This is a genomic window from Kitasatospora cystarginea (genome assembly GCF_039533515.1).
Taxonomy (GTDB): Bacteria; Actinomycetota; Actinomycetes; order Streptomycetales; family Streptomycetaceae; genus Kitasatospora; species Kitasatospora cystarginea.
This window is the reverse complement of the sequence record NZ_BAAATR010000016.1, coordinates 1-16147: the sequence shown is the minus strand read 5'-3', so window position 1 is coordinate 16147 and position 16147 is coordinate 1. Positions and strand designations below refer to the sequence as shown.

The following is a 16147-nucleotide window of genomic DNA, read 5'->3' as shown; positions in this document are numbered from 1 at the left end:
TGTACCTATGCGGTCACAGCACCAGCTTGGCGCGCCAGGCCCCATCTTCTCTGACCGGAGGAACCTGCCCATGAAAATGGACATCGCACGTGCCGCTGCCCGCGACTGGATCACAACCAACGGCCGTTCCCTTCCCGGCTACTTCGGGGCCTATCTCAGTGGATCCACCACCGTGCTGCGTGACGAAGCCGAACTTCCGCTCGGCTCGGACGTCGACATCATGCTGATCACCCGTTGGCCCGTCGAAGGGCACAAGCTCGGCAAGTTCACGCACCGGGGCGTCCTGCTGGAAGTGACCTACCTGGCGTGGGAGCAGCTCCACCCGGCCGAGGCGACACTGGCCGACTACCATCTGGCGGGCGGGCTCCGGCGCGACACCATCGTCGACGACCCCACCGGCGCTCTGCGTGCCCTGCAACAGCAGGTCGCCACCGGTTTCGCCGACCCGGCCTGGGTCCGGGCCCGCTGCCAGAGCGTCCGCGACAAGATCGAGACCGCACTCGGCAACCTGGACACGACGCTGCCCTGGCACGACCAGGTGACGAGCTGGCTCTTCCCCACCGGAGTGACCGCGCACCTGATCCTGGTCGCCGCCCTGCGAAACCCCACCGTGCGCCTGCGCTACCTGCGCGCCCGCGAGACCCTCACCGACTTCGGCCTGGCCCAGTGCTACCCCGGCCTGCTGCGGTTGATGGGCGCCGACCAGCTGACCGCCACCCAGGTCCATGGACACGTCGACGCCCTGGCCACCACCTTCGATGCCGCAGCTGCAGCAGCCACGACGCCGTTCTCCTTCAGCACCGACATCACCCCGATCGCCCGGCCGATCGCCATCGACGCCAGCTACGACCTGACCGAACGCGGCGACCACCGGGAGGCGATGTTCTGGATCACGGCGACCTTCGCCCGGTGCCACAAGATCCTCGCCATCGACGCCCCGCAGAGCCAGGCCGAGCTGGCCCCGCTGTTCGACGCCGTCCTGGCCGACCTCGGCATCGCCTCCAGTACCGACCTGCAGCACCGCGCCCAGGCGACCCTGGCGGCTCTACCTGAGCTGTGGGACACCGCCACGAAGATCACCGCCGCCAGCGGTCGACCCGACCCAGGGACTGGATCGACGCCGTGTTGTGCGCGTCGCACGCTGCTGTGATCCGCTGCGAACCCCGCGCGAACAGGCGTACCGCCGCGCTCATCGGCTCATACGAGGTTCGACCACCAGGCAGTCGGCTCGCTCCGGGCGGATGACGGTCCGGCGGTCCACCCCGTGCCGGTGGAACGTGGTCATCGCACGCTCCGCCGCCCACTGCCTACCGCCGGCCGTGCGGCAGCCCCGAGTTGAGCTTGGCGCTGAGCATGGACAGGAAGGTCGGGAGCTTGTCCACCGCGGCCCTGGGGACTTGGGTGGTCTGCACCGTGTCCCGCAGCTTGTCCTGCACCACGAGCTTGTAGGTACCGCCTTCCTGGATGAGTTCGGCGGTATAGAGCAGTGTTTCCATCAGAGGTCCTTCGGTTCTCCGTCGTCCGGTCGGTCGGAGCTCGGGTCGCGGGTCACGGGAGGCGGATCCCGGGTCGCGGGAGGCGGCGGTAGGAAGGCGCGGTTCCGCCGCCTCCCGTTCCCCAGCCCCGGGTTAGGAGGGCGCGTCGTTCAGCCAAGCGGTCCACGCCTGCACGGTCTGCTCCTCGTCGGTGTCCTTGGCGAACAGGTGGTGGCCCAGCCAGATCGGCCAGTTCCAGGAGCTCCCGTCGAAGAAGCGGTACAGCGCGTCCGGACCGCGCAGGCCGATGAAGTCGCGGGTGAGGTAGTCCACGATCACGTCTACCGGGCCGCCGTCCCGGCCCGGCAGCGTGAGCGACAACCGGTCGCCGACGGCCTTGCCGTCGGCCAGTCCGAGGCGTCGGCGCAGGGCGGCGAACTCGGCGGGGTCGGCGCTCGGCCCAGGCCGGTCGGCCTTGACGTAGACGGCGGGACGCCCCGCGAAGTGCGTCAGGTACTCGGCCAGGCTGTGCTGGTAGAAGTCGACGTGCTTCTCGGCCGCGTCCGCCCTGGTGTCCCAGCCGTCGTCGACGACGCCCTCGTGCACCCAGTGAATTCCCATGCGCAGTCGGCTGGTTACGCCGTCGGCCGGCTCGATCTGGTAGCTGAGCGTGTTGGAGAATCCGTCGTCCCTGGTCACCCGGACGGCGAAGTGGTGCGGCGGCTCCCACGCCACGACGGTCCCATCGCCGCGGGAAACCTTCCCGCCGATGTGCGGCTCGATCTCCATGGGGTAGAGCCAGCCGAGGTTGCCGCCAGCGGTGGCGACCGCGTGCCAGACCTGGTCGGGTGCGGCGGCCAGCTCCTGCTCCCGGCGGACCCGGAACTCCTGGGCCATGATCAGAACTCCTTCGATAGCCGATGACTTGTTCAGTAGCAGAGCGGAAGGGCACTCAGCCGGCGCTGCAACGGGTTGGGCTTCCACTCGAGGGCCGCCTCCTCGGCCAGCCGTAGCTGTGGGAGCCGGCGGACCAGCGTGCCGATGGCCACCTCGGCTTCGAGCTTGGCCAGCGGTCCGCCCAAGCAGAAGTGGGGGCCGTTGCCGAAGCTCAGGTGCCGGTTGCCGGGGCGTGCCAGGTCGAGCCGGTCGGGGTCCTCGAAGCGCTCGGGATCACGGTTTGTCGCGGCGAGGAACAGGTACACCAACTCGCCCTCGCGCAGCGTCTCCCCGCCGATCGGAACGTCCTCGGCGACGACCCGCACGATCGCCTGGGTCGGCGTGTCGTACCGGGACAGTTCTTCGACGGCGCTCCGGATCAACCTCGGGTCCTCGCGCAGCCGGGCCAGCTGTTCGGGGTGGCGCAGCAGGGCGAGGGTGCCGTTGCCGATCAGGTGGGTGGTCGTCTCGTCGCCGGCGGTGATGAGGACGAAGCAGGTCGACAGCAGTTCCGCGTCAGTGAGCCGGTCGCCTCGCGCCTGGGCGGTGACCAGGGCGCTGATCAGGTCCTCGCCCGGGTCGGCGCGGCGTCGGCGGATGAGCTCGGTGAGGTACTCCTCGTGCTGGTCGACGGCCAGGACGGACTGCTCGATGTCCTCGGTCAGGTTGCCGAGCCGGCGGAACCAGCCCTTGACCTTCGGACGGTCCTCGGGCGGGATGCCGAACAGCTCGCAGACGACCGCGAGCGGCAGTGGGGAGGCGACCGCCTCGATGAGGTCCATGGTCGGCCCTTGGGCCACGGCCCGGTCGATCAGGCCGTCGACGATCGTCTGGATGCCGTCCCTGAGGGCCTCGACCCGTCGGGCGGTGAACGCCTTGTTCACCAGTTTGCGCAGCCGGGCGTGGTCCGGCGGGTCGGTGTTGGTCATCACCCTGCCGAGCCGGTCGGTGAGCCGGCTCAGGCCCTTGAGGTTGCCGTCCAGCGCACCGAGGGCCCGGGTCATCCGGTCCCGGTCGTTGGACAGCCTCAGGTCGCCCAGTGCCGTCTCGACGTCGGCGTACCGGGTGAGGTACCAGATGCCCTGCGGGCTGCGGTACACCGGGCGTTCGCGGCGCATCCGGGCGTAGAACGGGTACGGGTCCCGGCGGGCCGCGGGTGTGTGCAGCGCCGCGGCCAGATCGCCCGGCCCGGACGGGCTCGCGGTGGTGCGGGCCTCGCTGGGGGTGCCGGTGCCGAGCGTGCCGGCGCCGGGGGCATCGGTGCCGAGCGTGTCGGCTCCGAGGGCGGTGTCGGTAGAAGTCACGTCGGCCGCTCTACCGCTGGGCGTTCATGGCGTCGACGAGGCTCTTGGGCCGCATGTCGGTCCAGCTCTGCTCGACGAACTCCAGGCAGGCGGCGTGGGTGTCGGGGCCGTGGGCGACGGTCCACCCCGCGGGGACGTCGGCGAACTGGGGCCAGAGCGAGTGCTGGTTCTCCTCGTTGACGAGCACGAGGAAGGTGCCGTTCTGGTCGTCGAACGGGTTGGTCATGAGTCAGTCCTCCAGGTTGGGGGTCGAGGTGGCACCGGTGGCCTCGGCGAGCCTGGCGGCCAGGATCGGTCCGATCTGGGCCAGTGAGCCCGGCTGGGTCATCCGGTCGTGCCGGGTGGTGATCTCGTGCGAGTCGATCCGGCCGGCGACGTACGGCTGCCAGATCCCGGCGCCCGTCGAGTCGTCGGTGCGGTCGATGGTGGAGTTGAACAGCAGCAGGTCCCCGTCGAACCTGCCCGGGTCGTGGTCGAGCGCCAGCCGGGCGTTGTTGATCATGATCTGGACGACGGCCTCGATGCGCCGCTCGTCCAGGTCCGCCAGGGCGCTGCCCCGTCGGCGCAGGATCTCGGCGATCTCGCCGTAGGTCAGCGGCCCCTCGTCCAGTTCGGCGGGGTCGCAGTCGAGGATCCCGACCAGCACGTCCCGCTCGGTCGGGACGGGTGCCTCGTCGAACTCCACGTCCTTCACCGGGTAGGCGTCGAGGATCGCCAGCAGCTCGGTGCGTTCGCCGCGGGCCTGCAGCTCGCAGGCGATCGCGTGGGCGATCAGCCCGCCGGCGGACCAGCCGAGCAGCCGGTAGGGACCGTCGGACTGGATCTTGCGGATCTGGTCGGCGTAGTCGGCCGCCATCTCCTCGTAGGACTTCGGAAGTTCCTCCGGTCGGGCGAGGCCGCGCGCCTGGATCGCGTAGACCGGGTGCTCCGGGCCGACGTGGTTCAGCAGCCCGCTGTACGACCAGCTGATGCCGCCGCCGGGGTGGATGCAGAACAGCGGCGGACGGCTGCCTGTCGGGCGCAGCGGCAGCACCACTTCGAAGGAGTCCTCGGGATCGTTCATGGCCAGGCGGTTCGTGAGCCCGGCCACCGTCGGCGCTTCGAAGAGCGTGCGCAGGCCGACCTGGACGCCCAGGGTCTCTCGGACGCGCGAGACCAGCCGGGCGGCCAGCAGCGAGTGCCCGCCCAGGTCGAAGAAGCTGTCGTCGATGTGGACCTGTTCCCGGCCGAGGATCTCGGCGAACAGGGCGCACAGCAGCTGCTCCTGCGGGGTCCGGGGGCCGCGGCCGGTGCTCGTCGCGCCGTACTCGGGAGCCGGCAGGGCGGCCCGGTCCACCTTGCCGTTGGCGGTCAGCGGCAGCACGTCCAGGGTGACGAACGCCGACGGCACCATGTACTCGGGCAGTTCGCGGCGCAGCCGCTCGGACAGCTCGCCCACCTCGGGCGCGTCCTCGGGAGCGGGTACCAGGTAGGCGACGAGCCGCTGGTCGCCCGGTTGGTCCTCGCGGGCGACGACGGCTGCCTGGGCGATGCCCGGGAGTCCGGCGAGGACGGCTTCGATCTCGCCGGGCTCGATCCGGAAGCCGCGCAGCTTGACCTGGTCGTCCGCTCGGCCGGCGAACTCCAGCGTGCCGTCGGCCAGCCACCGCGCCAGGTCCCCGGTGCGGTACATCCGCTCCCCGGCGCGCCCGTACGGGTCGGCGGTGAACCGCCCCGCCGTCAGGCCGGGCCGGTCCAGATAGCCCCGGGCCGTGCCCGCGCCGGCCAGGTAGAGCTCACCGGCCACTCCCGTTGGCACCGGCCGCAGTCCGGCGTCGAGTACGTACGCCCGCATGTTCGCCATCGGCCGGCCGATCGGGACAGTGGCGGCGTGCGCGGGGAGGGCGCGTACCCGGTGGTGGGCGGCGAAGGTCGTGGTCTCGGTCGGTCCGTAGCCGTTGACCACCGCGATGTCCGGGCAGGCCGCCAGAACCCGGGCGACGGCGGCCGGGGAGACCACGTCACCGCCGGTCCAGACCTCGTGCACCCCGGCGAGCAGCGTCGGCCGTTCCTCGGCCACCAGGCGGAAGAGACCGGCTGTGAGCCACAGGCCGGTCACCCGGTGTTCGGTGACGGTCCGGTGCAACTGGTCGACATCGAGCCGGCCGGGCGGTGCGACGACGACCCGGCCACCGCCGAGCAGCGGCGCCCACAGCTCGTACGTCGCGGCGTCGAAGGCGATCGGGGAGTGCAGCAGCACCCGGTCGTGGGCGCCGCCGGACCAGCACGGGGCCAGCGCCAGAGCCGCCACGTCGCGATGGGTGACGCCCACTCCCTTCGGCCGGCCGGTCGAGCCGGAGGTGTACATCACGTACGCCAACTGCTCTGGGTTGCATGAGACTTCAGTGTCGGATGAATCGGGTTCGGTCTGGATCAGTGCGGTCAGTACGTCCTCGGTGAGCACCAGCGCGGCGCCGGTCTCCCGGAGGATCAGGTCGATGCGGGAGGACGGGAAGCGCGAGTCGAGCGGGACGTAGGCGCCGCCCGCCTTGATGATCGCCAGGATCGCCACGACCAGCTCCGCCGAGCGGTCCAGCAGGACCGCCACCGGCGTCTCCGGCCCCACGCCCTGGCGGATCAGTGCCCGCGCCAGGCGGTTGGCCCGCAGGTCGAGTTCCCGGTAGGTCAGTTCGGTGCCGTCGGTGACGACGGCCACCGCGTCCGGGGTGGCCCGCACCTGGCGGGCGAACAGCTCCGGCAGGGCGGCCTCGGGCAGCTCGGCGGCGGTGTCGTTGAACTCGCCGAGCAGCCGGTGGCGTTCCTCGCCCGACAGGATGTCGATCCGGCCGATCGCCCGGTGCGGGTCGGCGGCTGCCGCGCGCAGCAGCCGCACCCAGCGGGCGAACAGCAGTTCCACGGTGTCCGGGTCGAACAGGTCGGTGGCGAACTCCACCGCACCGACCACGCCGTCGAGGCCGCCGTCGGGGCGGAACTGCTCGGCCAGGCTGAACGTCAGGTCGACCCGCGCGGTGCCGGTCGGCGCCGGCAGGTAGCCGGTCTCCAGCCCGGGCAGCGTGAACTCGCCCAGCGGCGCGTTCTGCAGCGCCAGCATGACCTGGAACAGCGGGTGGTGGGCCAGCGACCGGGCCGGGTTGACCACCTCGACCAGGTACTCGAACGGCACGTCCTGGTGGTCGTAGGCGGTGAGCGCCTTCTGCCGCACCCGGCCGAGCAGTTCGGCGAAGTCGGGGTCGCCGCTGGTGTCGGTGCGCAGCACCAGGGTGTTGACGAAGAAGCCGACGAGTTCGTCCAGGGCCTGGTCGGTGCGGCCGGCGATCGGGCTGCCGATCGGGATGTCCGTACCGGCGCCGAGCCGGGTGAGCAGCGCGGCGAGGCCGGCTTGGAGCACCATGAACATGCTGGCGCCGTGCGCGGCGGCCAGGTCCCGCAGCGCCTGGTGCAGTTCGGCGTCCATGTGGACCTCGAGCCGGCCGCCCCGCTGGGAGGCCTCGGCCGGTCGGGGGCGGTCGGCTGGCACCTGGACCAGCTCCGGAAGTCCCGCCAACTCCATTTCCCAGTAGCTGAGTTGCCGGTAGAACAGGCTGTTCTGGTCGGCGGTGTCGCCAAGCAGATCGCGTTGCCACAGGGTGTAGTCGGCGTACTGAACCGGCAGCGGGGACCACTGCGGTTCCTCGCCCCGGCAGCGGGCCGCATAGGCCGCCGCGAGGTCGCGGGAGAGCGGGCCCATCGACCAGCCGTCACCGGCGATGTGGTGCACCACGACCAGCAGCACGTGCCGGTCCGGCGCGAGCGCGAAGAGCTCCGCCCGGATCGGCGGCTCGGCGGCCAAGTCGAACCCGCGCCGGGCCGCCTCCGCCAGCCGCTCGGCCAGCCGGCCCTCGTCGAGCCCGATCACCTTCAGCGCCGGGGACGGGGCCTCGTCCGCGCTCAGCACGACCTGGTACGGCACGCCGTCCGCCTCGCGGAGAACCGTCCGCAGGCTCTCGTGCCGGGCGACCACGTCCGCGAACGCGGCCCGCAGCGCCGGCTGGTCCAGCCGGCCGTCCAGGCGCAGCGCGAGCGGCATGTTGTAGGTGGCGCTCGGCCCGTCCATGCGGTGCAGGAACCAAAGGCGGCGCTGGGCGAAGGACAGCGGGATCCTCTCGGGGCGCGGGCGGGCGGTCAGCGCGGGCCGCGCCGCTGCCGAGCCGTCGAGGCGAGCCGCCAGTGCGGCCACGGTCGGGTACTCGAACAGCGTCCGGACCTCCAGCTCGGCACCGAAGACCGCCCTGACCCGGGAGGCCAGCCTGGTCGCCAGCAACGAGTGCCCGCCCAGGTCGAAGAAGCTGTCCTCGACGCCGACCTGGGCCAGCCCGAGCACGTCGGCGTAGAGGTCGGCGAGCAGCTGTTCCTGCGGGGTGCGCGGCGCGCGCCCGGCCGCGGCCATCCCCAGGTCGGGGGTGGGCAGGGCGCGGCGGTCGAGCTTGCCGCTGGCGGTCAGCGGCAACGCGTCCAGGACCACGAAGGCCGACGGCACGAGGTACTCGGGCAGGCGGTCGCGCAGCCGGTCGCGGAGTTCGCCGATGAGGGCAGTGGTACCCCGGTTCCCGGTCGGGCGGTTGGTGAGCTCGGACAGCGCGGTGCCGGACGGCCGCAGCGGCCGGTAGGCCTCGACGCCGACGTCCTGCGGTGCCGGCGCTCTGGTGAAGAGCACGTCGAGGGCGTCGGACGCGGTGGGCGACCAGGTGACGTACACCCGGCGTCCGAGTTCGTCGCCGAGCGCGCGGAGGTCCTCCGGGTCGGGCAGGCCGTCGTTGTCCGGGCCGTGCAGCCGGTCCAGCAGTTCGGCGAGCGTGCCGTCCCCGGTCTGCACCGCCCGGGCCAGCGCGGCCTCGCGGGCGACGCGCCGGTTTGGCAGCTCGGTGATGCGCACCGAATCCGCGCCGCGCCGGGCGAGCAGCTCGCGCAGTTCCGCGAGGTCGGCGACCTCTCGGCCCCACGTCAGTTCCTGCTGCGTGGTCGGTGCCGTCGGCACGGTCGGCTGCTTGTGCAGGGTGACGTCGTAGCGGTAGCGGGTCAGCTCGTTGTGGTGCCGGCCGCGCTTGACCTCCACGGCCACCGCGCCGATGTCGGTGCCGCGCTCGCGCAGGACGGTGAAGAAGTCCGGGTCGACCAGGAGTTCCTTCTCCACCAGGAGGGCCTGCTCCACCGCGCGGCGCACCGCCGGCAGGTCGGTGCCGTCGGTGGCCCGGTGCAGTTGGACGGCGGTCGTCAGCGGGCGCAGCAGCCGCAGGTTGCGTACGTCGCCGATGAAGAGCGCGCCGCCGGGGGTGAGCAGGGTCATCAGTTGGTCGACCACCTCCGCCAGGTAGTCGGCGGAGGGGAAGTACTGGACCACCGAGTTGATCACGATGGTGTCGAACTGCCCGGTGGGTAGCTTGTCGGTGTCGTGTGCCGGGCGGGTGTGGAGCACCACGCGCTCGGCCAGGCCGTCCTGCTGAGCGATCTGGGCGGCCAGCGCGTCGATCGCGGTGGCGGAGAAGTCGGTCGCCCAGTAGCTCTCGCAGTGTGGCGCGATGTGCGAGAGCAGCAGACCGGTGCCGACGCCGACCTCCAGCACCCGGCGGGGCCGCAGGGCGAGGATGCGCGCCACGGTGGTGTCGCGCCACTCGCGCATCTGCTCGATGGGGATCGGGTGGGTGTCGTAACTGCTGTTCCAGCCGACGAAGTTCTGGCCGAAGGCGGCTTCTGCGGGGGTGATGGGCAGGGCGTCGTAGATGTCCTGCCACTCACCCACGTGGTCCGCTTCGAGGCCGTTGTCCCGAGCGGTGTCCTGGCGCGGGACGACGTAGCCGATGAGCCGGTCGTCCTCGGCGAGGGCGGCGGCCTGGGCGACGGCGGGGTGCTCGGCCAGCGCCGCCTCGACCTCGCCGAGTTCGATCCGGAAGCCGCGCACCTTCACCTGGTCGTCGGCGCGGCCGACGTACTCCAGCTCGCCATCGGCGCGCCAGCGCACCAGGTCACCGGTGCGGTACATCCGCGCGCCCGCCTGGTCGAACGGGCACGCCACGAACCGTCCTGCCGTCAGCCCCGGCCGGTTCAGGTACCCGCGGGCCAGCCCCGCACCGGCGACGTACAACTCCCCCGCCACCCCCGGCGGCACCGGACACAACCGCTCGTCCAGCACGTACACCCGCGCGTTGGCGATCGGACGACCGATCGGCGGCACACCCGAGCCCGGCGACAGCGACTCACTCATCGTCGCGCACACCGTCGTCTCCGTCGGACCGTACGCATTGATCATCCGCCGCCCCGGCGCCCACCGCGCCACCAGCTCCGGCGAACACGCCTCACCCGCCACCACCAGCGTCGACACGCTCACCGCGTCCTGCGGCAGTGCCGCCAGCACCGACGGCGGCACCGTCACATGGGTGACCGCAAGACTCGGGTCCGTCAATGCTGCCACCGGCTCCGCCGCCGGCGGCAGCACCAACGTCGCGCCGCACAGCAGGGCGGTGAAGATCTCCGACACCGAGGCGTCGAAGCTCGGCGAGGCGAACTGGAGCACCCGGCTGCCGGTCTCGATCGCGAACCGCTCGATCTGGGCGGCGACCAGACTCGCCACGCCGCCATGGCCGACCACCACACCCTTGGGCCGCCCGGTCGAACCCGAGGTGTAGATGATGTACGCCGGATGCCGGACATCCAGCGCGATCTCCGGATCCGTCTCCGGCCACTCCGCCACATCGGAAACCATGGCCGGATCATCGACCACCACCGCAGGACGAGCGTCCTGAAGCATGTACGAGATCCGCGACTCCGGGTACGCCGGATCCACCGGAAGGTACGCGGCCCCGGCCTTCAACACACCCAGGACAGCCACCACCGACTCCACCGACCGCGGCAACGCCACCGCCACGACCTGCTCAGGAGCCACACCTCGAGCGACCAGCGCATGCGCGAACCGATTCGCCCGAGCATTTAGCTGACGGTACGTCAACTTCTCACCAACGCCGACCAACGCAACAGCATCCGGAGTCGCCCGCACCTGGGCCGCGAAGGCTTCCGGCAGGGTGCCGGCGCCAACGGGCAGGGCGGTGGCGTTGTTCTCCTCCAGCAGCCAGCGGCGCTCGTCGGCGCCGAGGATGTCGATCCGGCCGATCGGCTGGTCCGGGTCGGCGACGACAGCCTCCAGCAGGAGCGTCCAGCGCCGGGCAAGGGATGCGACCGTCGAACGGTCGAACAGGTCGGTGGCGTAGTCGACCGCACCGACGATTCCGGCCGGGCTGCCGTCCGGGCCGTGCCGCTCGATCAGGTTGAAGCCCAGGTCGAACTTGGCGGTCCCGGTCGGCACGGCGGAGAAGGAGGCCCGGAGCCCGGGCAGCCCGAACTCGCCCATAGGCGCGTTCTGCAGGGCCAGGACGGTCTGGAACAGCGGGTGGTGGGACAGCGACCGGGACGGATTCAGCACCTCCACCAGGTGCTCGAACGGCACATCCTGGTGCGCGAACGCGGACAGCGCCGTCTCCCGCACCCGGCCCAGCAACTCGGTGAAACCCGGATCACCACCGGTGTCGGTACGCAGCACCAGCGTGTTGACGAAGAACCCGACCAGATCGTCCAACGCCTCGTCGGTACGGCCCGCGATCGGACTACCGATCGGGATGTCCGTCCCCGCACCCAACCGCGTGTACAGCGCCGCCAGGCCGGCCTGCAGCACCATGAACAGGCTGGCACCGGAACGCCGTGCCAACTCGGCCAGCCCCGTGTGCAGTTCGGGGGGCAGCTCAAGGCCGAGGTGATCCCCCCGGTAGCTTGCGACGGCCGGGCGAGGCCGGTCCGCGGGCAGCTGCAGCCGCTCCGGAAGACCGGCCAACTGCCGAGCCCAGTAGCCGAGTTGCTCGGCAAACCGGCTGTCCTCATCGGCCGCGTCGCCGAGCAGGTCGCGTTGCCACAGGGTGTAGTCGGCGTACTGCACCGGCAGTACCGGCCAGCTCGGCGCGCGACCCTCGCACCGGGCGGCGTACGCCTCGGCCAGGTCGCGGGCCAGCGGGCCCGTGGACCAGCCGTCGCCCGCGATGTGGTGCATGACCAGCAGCAGCACGTGCTCGTCCGGCGCGAGCGCGAACAGCTCTGCCCGCAGCGGCACTTCCGCCGCCAGGTCGAAGGGCTGCCGTGCCGCTTCGGCGAGCCGCTGTGGCAGCTCAGCCTCGGCAACCTCGGTCACCCTCACCTGCGGACGCGCCGCCTCCGGGTCGAGGAGCCGCTGGCACGGCACGCCTTCGACCTCCGGAAACACCGTCCGCAAGCTCTCGTGCCGGACCACCACATCGGCCAGCGCCTCGGTCAGCGCCTTCTCGTCCAGCGCTCCGGTCAACTGGAGTGCCAGCGGGATGTGGTACGTCGCGGCAGCCTCATCCATCCGGTGCAGGAACCACAGCCGCCGCTGAGCGAACGACAGCGGTACCACCTCCGGCCGCTCGCAGGCGACCAGCGCGGGCCGGACCCGGCCGGCCTCGGCGAGCTTCGCCGCCAGCCCGGCCACCGTTGGTGCCTCGAAGAGCGTGCGCAGCCCGACCTCGACACCGAGTGCCGAACGCACCCGTGCGACCAGGCGGGTGGCGAGCAGGGAGTGCCCGCCCAGGTCGAAGAAGCCGTCGTCGACACCGACCTGCGACCGGCCGAGCACCTCGGCGAACAGCTCGCACAGGATCTGCTCCTGCGGCGTGCGCGGCGCACGGCCGCTCCCCTTGGTGGCAGGCTCGGGCACGGGCAGCGCCGCCCGGTCCAGCTTCCCGTTCGGCGTCAGCGGCAGCGCGTCCAGCACCACGAAGGTGGCCGGGACGAGGTAGTCCGGCAGGCGGCCGAGCAGGTGTGCGCGCAGCTCCGCCGGCCTGACCGAGGCACCGGGGTGCGGCATCACATAGCCGATGAGTCGGTCGTCCTGGGCGAGGACGGCGGCCTGGGCGACGGCCGGGTGCGCGACGAGGGCGGTCTCGACCTCACCGGGCTCGACCCGGAAGCCGCGCACCTTCACCTGGTCGTCGGCCCGACCGGCGAACTCCAACCCGCCGTCGGCCCGCATCCGGACCAGGTCACCCGTGCGGTACATACGCTGGCCCGCCGGGCCGAACGGGCACGCCACGAACCGCTGCGCGCTCAGCCCCGGCCGGTTCAGATACCCACGGGCCAACCCAGCACCGGCGACGTACAACTCCCCCGCCACACCTGGCGGCACCGGACACAACCGCTCGTCCAGGACGTACACCCGCGCGTTGGCGATCGGTCGGCCGATCGGCGGCACACCCGAGCCCGGCGACAGCGGGTCGCTCATCGTCGCGCACACCGTCGTCTCCGTCGGACCGTACGCATTGATCATCCGCCGCCCCGGCGCCCACCGCGCCACCAGCTCCGGCGAACACGCCTCACCCGCCACCACCAGCGTGGCGGCCGTGAGTTCGGCACCGTCCAGCGCGGCCAGGGCCGAGGGCGGCAGCGTCACATGGGTGGCGTCGAGCCGGCGGTCCGTCAGGGCTTCCAGCGGGGCCTCGGACGGAGCCAGGACGAGGGTGGCGCCGGTCAGCAGGGCACTGCACAGGTCCCAGAAGGACGCGTCGAAACTGGGCGAGGCGAACTGGAGCACTCGACTGCCGGCCTCGATGCCGAGCCGCTCGACCTGTGCCGCCACCAGACTCGGCACGCCCGCGTGGCTGACCACCACGCCCTTGGGCCGCCCGGTCGAACCCGAGGTGTAGATCACGTACGCCGGATGCCGGGCATCCAGCGCCACCCCCGGATCCGTCTCCGGACACTCCGCCACATCGGAAACCATGGCCGGATCATCGACCACCACCGCAGGACGAGCGTCCTGAAGCATGTACGAGATCCGCGACTCCGGGTACGCCGGATCCACCGGAAGGTACGCGGCCCCGGCCTTCAACACACCCAGGACAGCCACCACCGACTCCACCGACCGCGGCAACGCCACCGCCACGACCTGCTCAGGACCCGCACCCCGCGCGATCAGCGCATGCGCGAACCGATTCGCCCGGGCATTCAACTGACGATACGTCAACTCCTTACCAGCACCGACCAGGGCAACAGCATCCGGAGTCGCCGCCACCCGGGCGGCGAACATGGCGGGGAGGTGGTATTCGCCCACCGCCACCGAGGTGTCGTTGAACCCGTCCACCAGGTCGCGGCGCTCCTCCTCCGCCAGCACGTCGACCAGGCCGATCGGCCGTTCGGGAGCGACCGCGACCGCGGCCAGCAGCCGGATCCACCGGCTGAGAAGGCTCTCGACGGTCCTGCGGTCGAACAGGTCGGTGCTGTACTCGATCACACCGCTCAGGCCGGCCGGCGTACCGTCGGGCCCGCGGTTCTCCGCCAAACTGAAGGTGAGGTCGAGCCGAGAAGTCCCGGTGGGCACGGCCATTCCGGCGACCGTGAGGCCGGGCAGCTCGAAGTCTCCGGTCGGCGCGTTCTGCAGGGCCAGCATGGTCTGGAAGAGCGGGTGGTACGACAGCGACCGGGAGGGGTTCAGCACCTCCACCAGGTGCTCGAACGGCACGTCCTGGTGCGCGAAGGCGGACAGCGCCGTCTCCCGCACCCGGTCCAGCAACTCAGCGAAACTCGGATCACCGCTCGTATCCGTCCGCAGCACCAGCGTGTTGACGAAGAAGCCGACCAGATCGTCCAGTGCCTCGTCGGTCCGGCCCGCGATCGGACTACCGATCGCGATGTCCGTCCCCGCACCCAACCGCGTGTACAACGCCGCCAGGCCGGCCTGTAGCACCATGAACAGACTGGTGCCGGAACGCCGTGCCAACTTGACCAGCGCCGTGTGTAGTTCGGCGTCCATTCGGATGTCCAGTAGGTCGCCGCGGTAGGACATGGCGGCTGGACGGGGCCGGTCGGCCGGGAGCTGGAGCTGGTCGGGCAGTCCGGCCAGCGTCTCGGTCCAGTAGGCGACCTGGCGGGCGAACGTGCTGTTGGCGTCGTGCTCGTCGCCGAGGATCTCGTGCTGCCACAGCGTGTAGTCGCCGTAGTTCACTGGTAGCGGCGTCCAGTCGGGCGCCTCACCGCGCTGCCGGGTGGCGTAGGCGGTGGCGAGGTCGCGGGCCAGCGGGCCCATGGACCAGCCGTCGCCGGCGATGTGGTGCATGACGACCAGCAGTACGTGCTCGTCCGGGGCGAGCGTGAACAGCTCGGCCCTGAGGGGTACTTGGGTCTCCAGGTCGAATCCGCGCGCCGTCGCCTCGCGCAGCAGTGCCGGGAGCTCCGCCTCGCCGGCGTGGCGGACGGTCAGCTCGATGGCGGCCTCGGCGGTGTCCAGCACCCGCTGGTGCGGAACGCCGGCGGTGTGTGGGAAGACTGTGCGCAGGGTCTCGTGGCGGGCGACCACGTCGGCGAGGGCGGCGCTCAGCGCGCCCTGGTGGAGGTTGCCGGACAGCCGCAGGGCGAGCGGCATGTGGTAGGTGGCGCTGGGTGTCCCGAGTTGCTGGAGGAACCATAGGCGGCGTTGTGCGAACGACAGCGGCATGGGCTCGCGGCGGGGTTGGGGCAGCAGGGCCTGTCGTGCGGTGCTGGCGTCGTGCAGTCCGGCTGCGAGCGCGGCGGGGGTGGGTGTGCGGAACAGGCTGCGCAGTTCCAGTTCGACGCCGAGGGTTGCCCGGACCCGCGAGAGCAGTCGGGTGGCGAGTAGGGAGTGTCCGCCCAGGTTGAAGAAGTCGTCGTTGACGCCGATCTGTGGTTGGCCGAGCACTTCGGCGAACAGCTCGCACAGGATCTGCTCCTGTGGGGTGCGTGGCGCGCGGCTGCTCCCAGCGGTGCCCGGCTCGGGTGCGGGTAGTGCCGCGCGGTCCAGTTTCCCGTTCGGGGTCAGTGGCAGCGCGTCCAGCAGTACGAACGCGGATGGCACCAGGTAGTCGGGCAGGCGCTCGTGCAGGTATGCCGCCAGTGCTGCTGTGGTGGCGCCGCGCTCGGCCGACGGCACCACGTACGCGACGATGCGGCAGTTTCCTGGCTGGTCCTCGCGGGCGAGGACGGCGACCTGGGTCACGCCGGGATGAGCGGTCAGCTCCGCCTCGATCTCGCCCGGCTCGATCCGGAAGCCGCGGACCTTTACCTGGTGGTCCACCCGGCCGGCGAACTCCAGCTCGCCGTCGGCGCGCCAGCGGACCAGGTCACCCGTGCGGTACATCCGGGAGCCCGCCGGGCCGTACGGGTTTGCCACGAACCGAGCAGCTGTGAGCCCGGGTCGGTTCAGGTAGCCGCGGGCCAGCGCCGTCCCGGCCAGGTACAGCTCGCCCGTCACTGCCGGAGCGACCGGCCGCAGGGCCGAATCCAGCACGTACACCTGGCAGTTGGCGATCGGACGGCCGATGGGTACCGGCAGCGGGCAGTCGGCGGGGTCGGTCGGCAGCGGGTAGGCGGTGACCACATGGGTCTCGG

The 16147-nt window shown here is 71.5% G+C and carries 6 protein-coding genes; 1 reads left to right on the top strand and 5 read right to left on the bottom strand.

Features of this window, described 5'->3' with window-relative positions; genetic code table 11:
- Positions 1-70: 70 nt before the first annotated feature.
- Positions 71-1150: a hypothetical protein gene (locus ABD369_RS18800; protein WP_344637596.1), complete on the top strand. Its 1080-nt coding sequence runs from the start codon at positions 71-73 to the stop codon at positions 1148-1150.
- 157 nt (positions 1151-1307) lie between these two features.
- Here ABD369_RS18800 and ABD369_RS18795 read toward each other — a convergent pair whose 3' ends face one another.
- The 5 genes from ABD369_RS18795 to ABD369_RS18775 all read right to left on the bottom strand — a co-directional run.
- On the bottom strand, positions 1308-1496 hold the full coding sequence (locus ABD369_RS18795; RefSeq protein WP_344637595.1) for a hypothetical protein: 189 nt from the start codon (positions 1494-1496) through the stop codon (positions 1308-1310).
- Between the two features lie 132 nt (positions 1497-1628).
- Complete coding sequence (locus tag ABD369_RS18790) at positions 1629-2372, bottom strand: SRPBCC family protein (RefSeq protein WP_344637594.1); 744 nt, start codon at positions 2370-2372, stop codon at positions 1629-1631.
- Positions 2373-2404: 32 nt separating this feature from the next.
- Positions 2405-3715 (bottom strand): cytochrome P450, encoded by a 1311-nt coding sequence (locus ABD369_RS18785; RefSeq protein WP_344637593.1) that lies wholly within the window; start codon positions 3713-3715, stop codon positions 2405-2407.
- A gap of 10 nt (positions 3716-3725) precedes the next feature.
- Complete coding sequence (locus ABD369_RS18780; protein ID WP_344637592.1) at positions 3726-3941, bottom strand: MbtH family protein; 216 nt, start codon at positions 3939-3941, stop codon at positions 3726-3728.
- 3 nt (positions 3942-3944) lie between these two features.
- Positions 3945-16147: amino acid adenylation domain-containing protein (locus tag ABD369_RS18775; protein ID WP_425557659.1), on the bottom strand; the 12203-nt coding region annotated here is incomplete at its 5' end.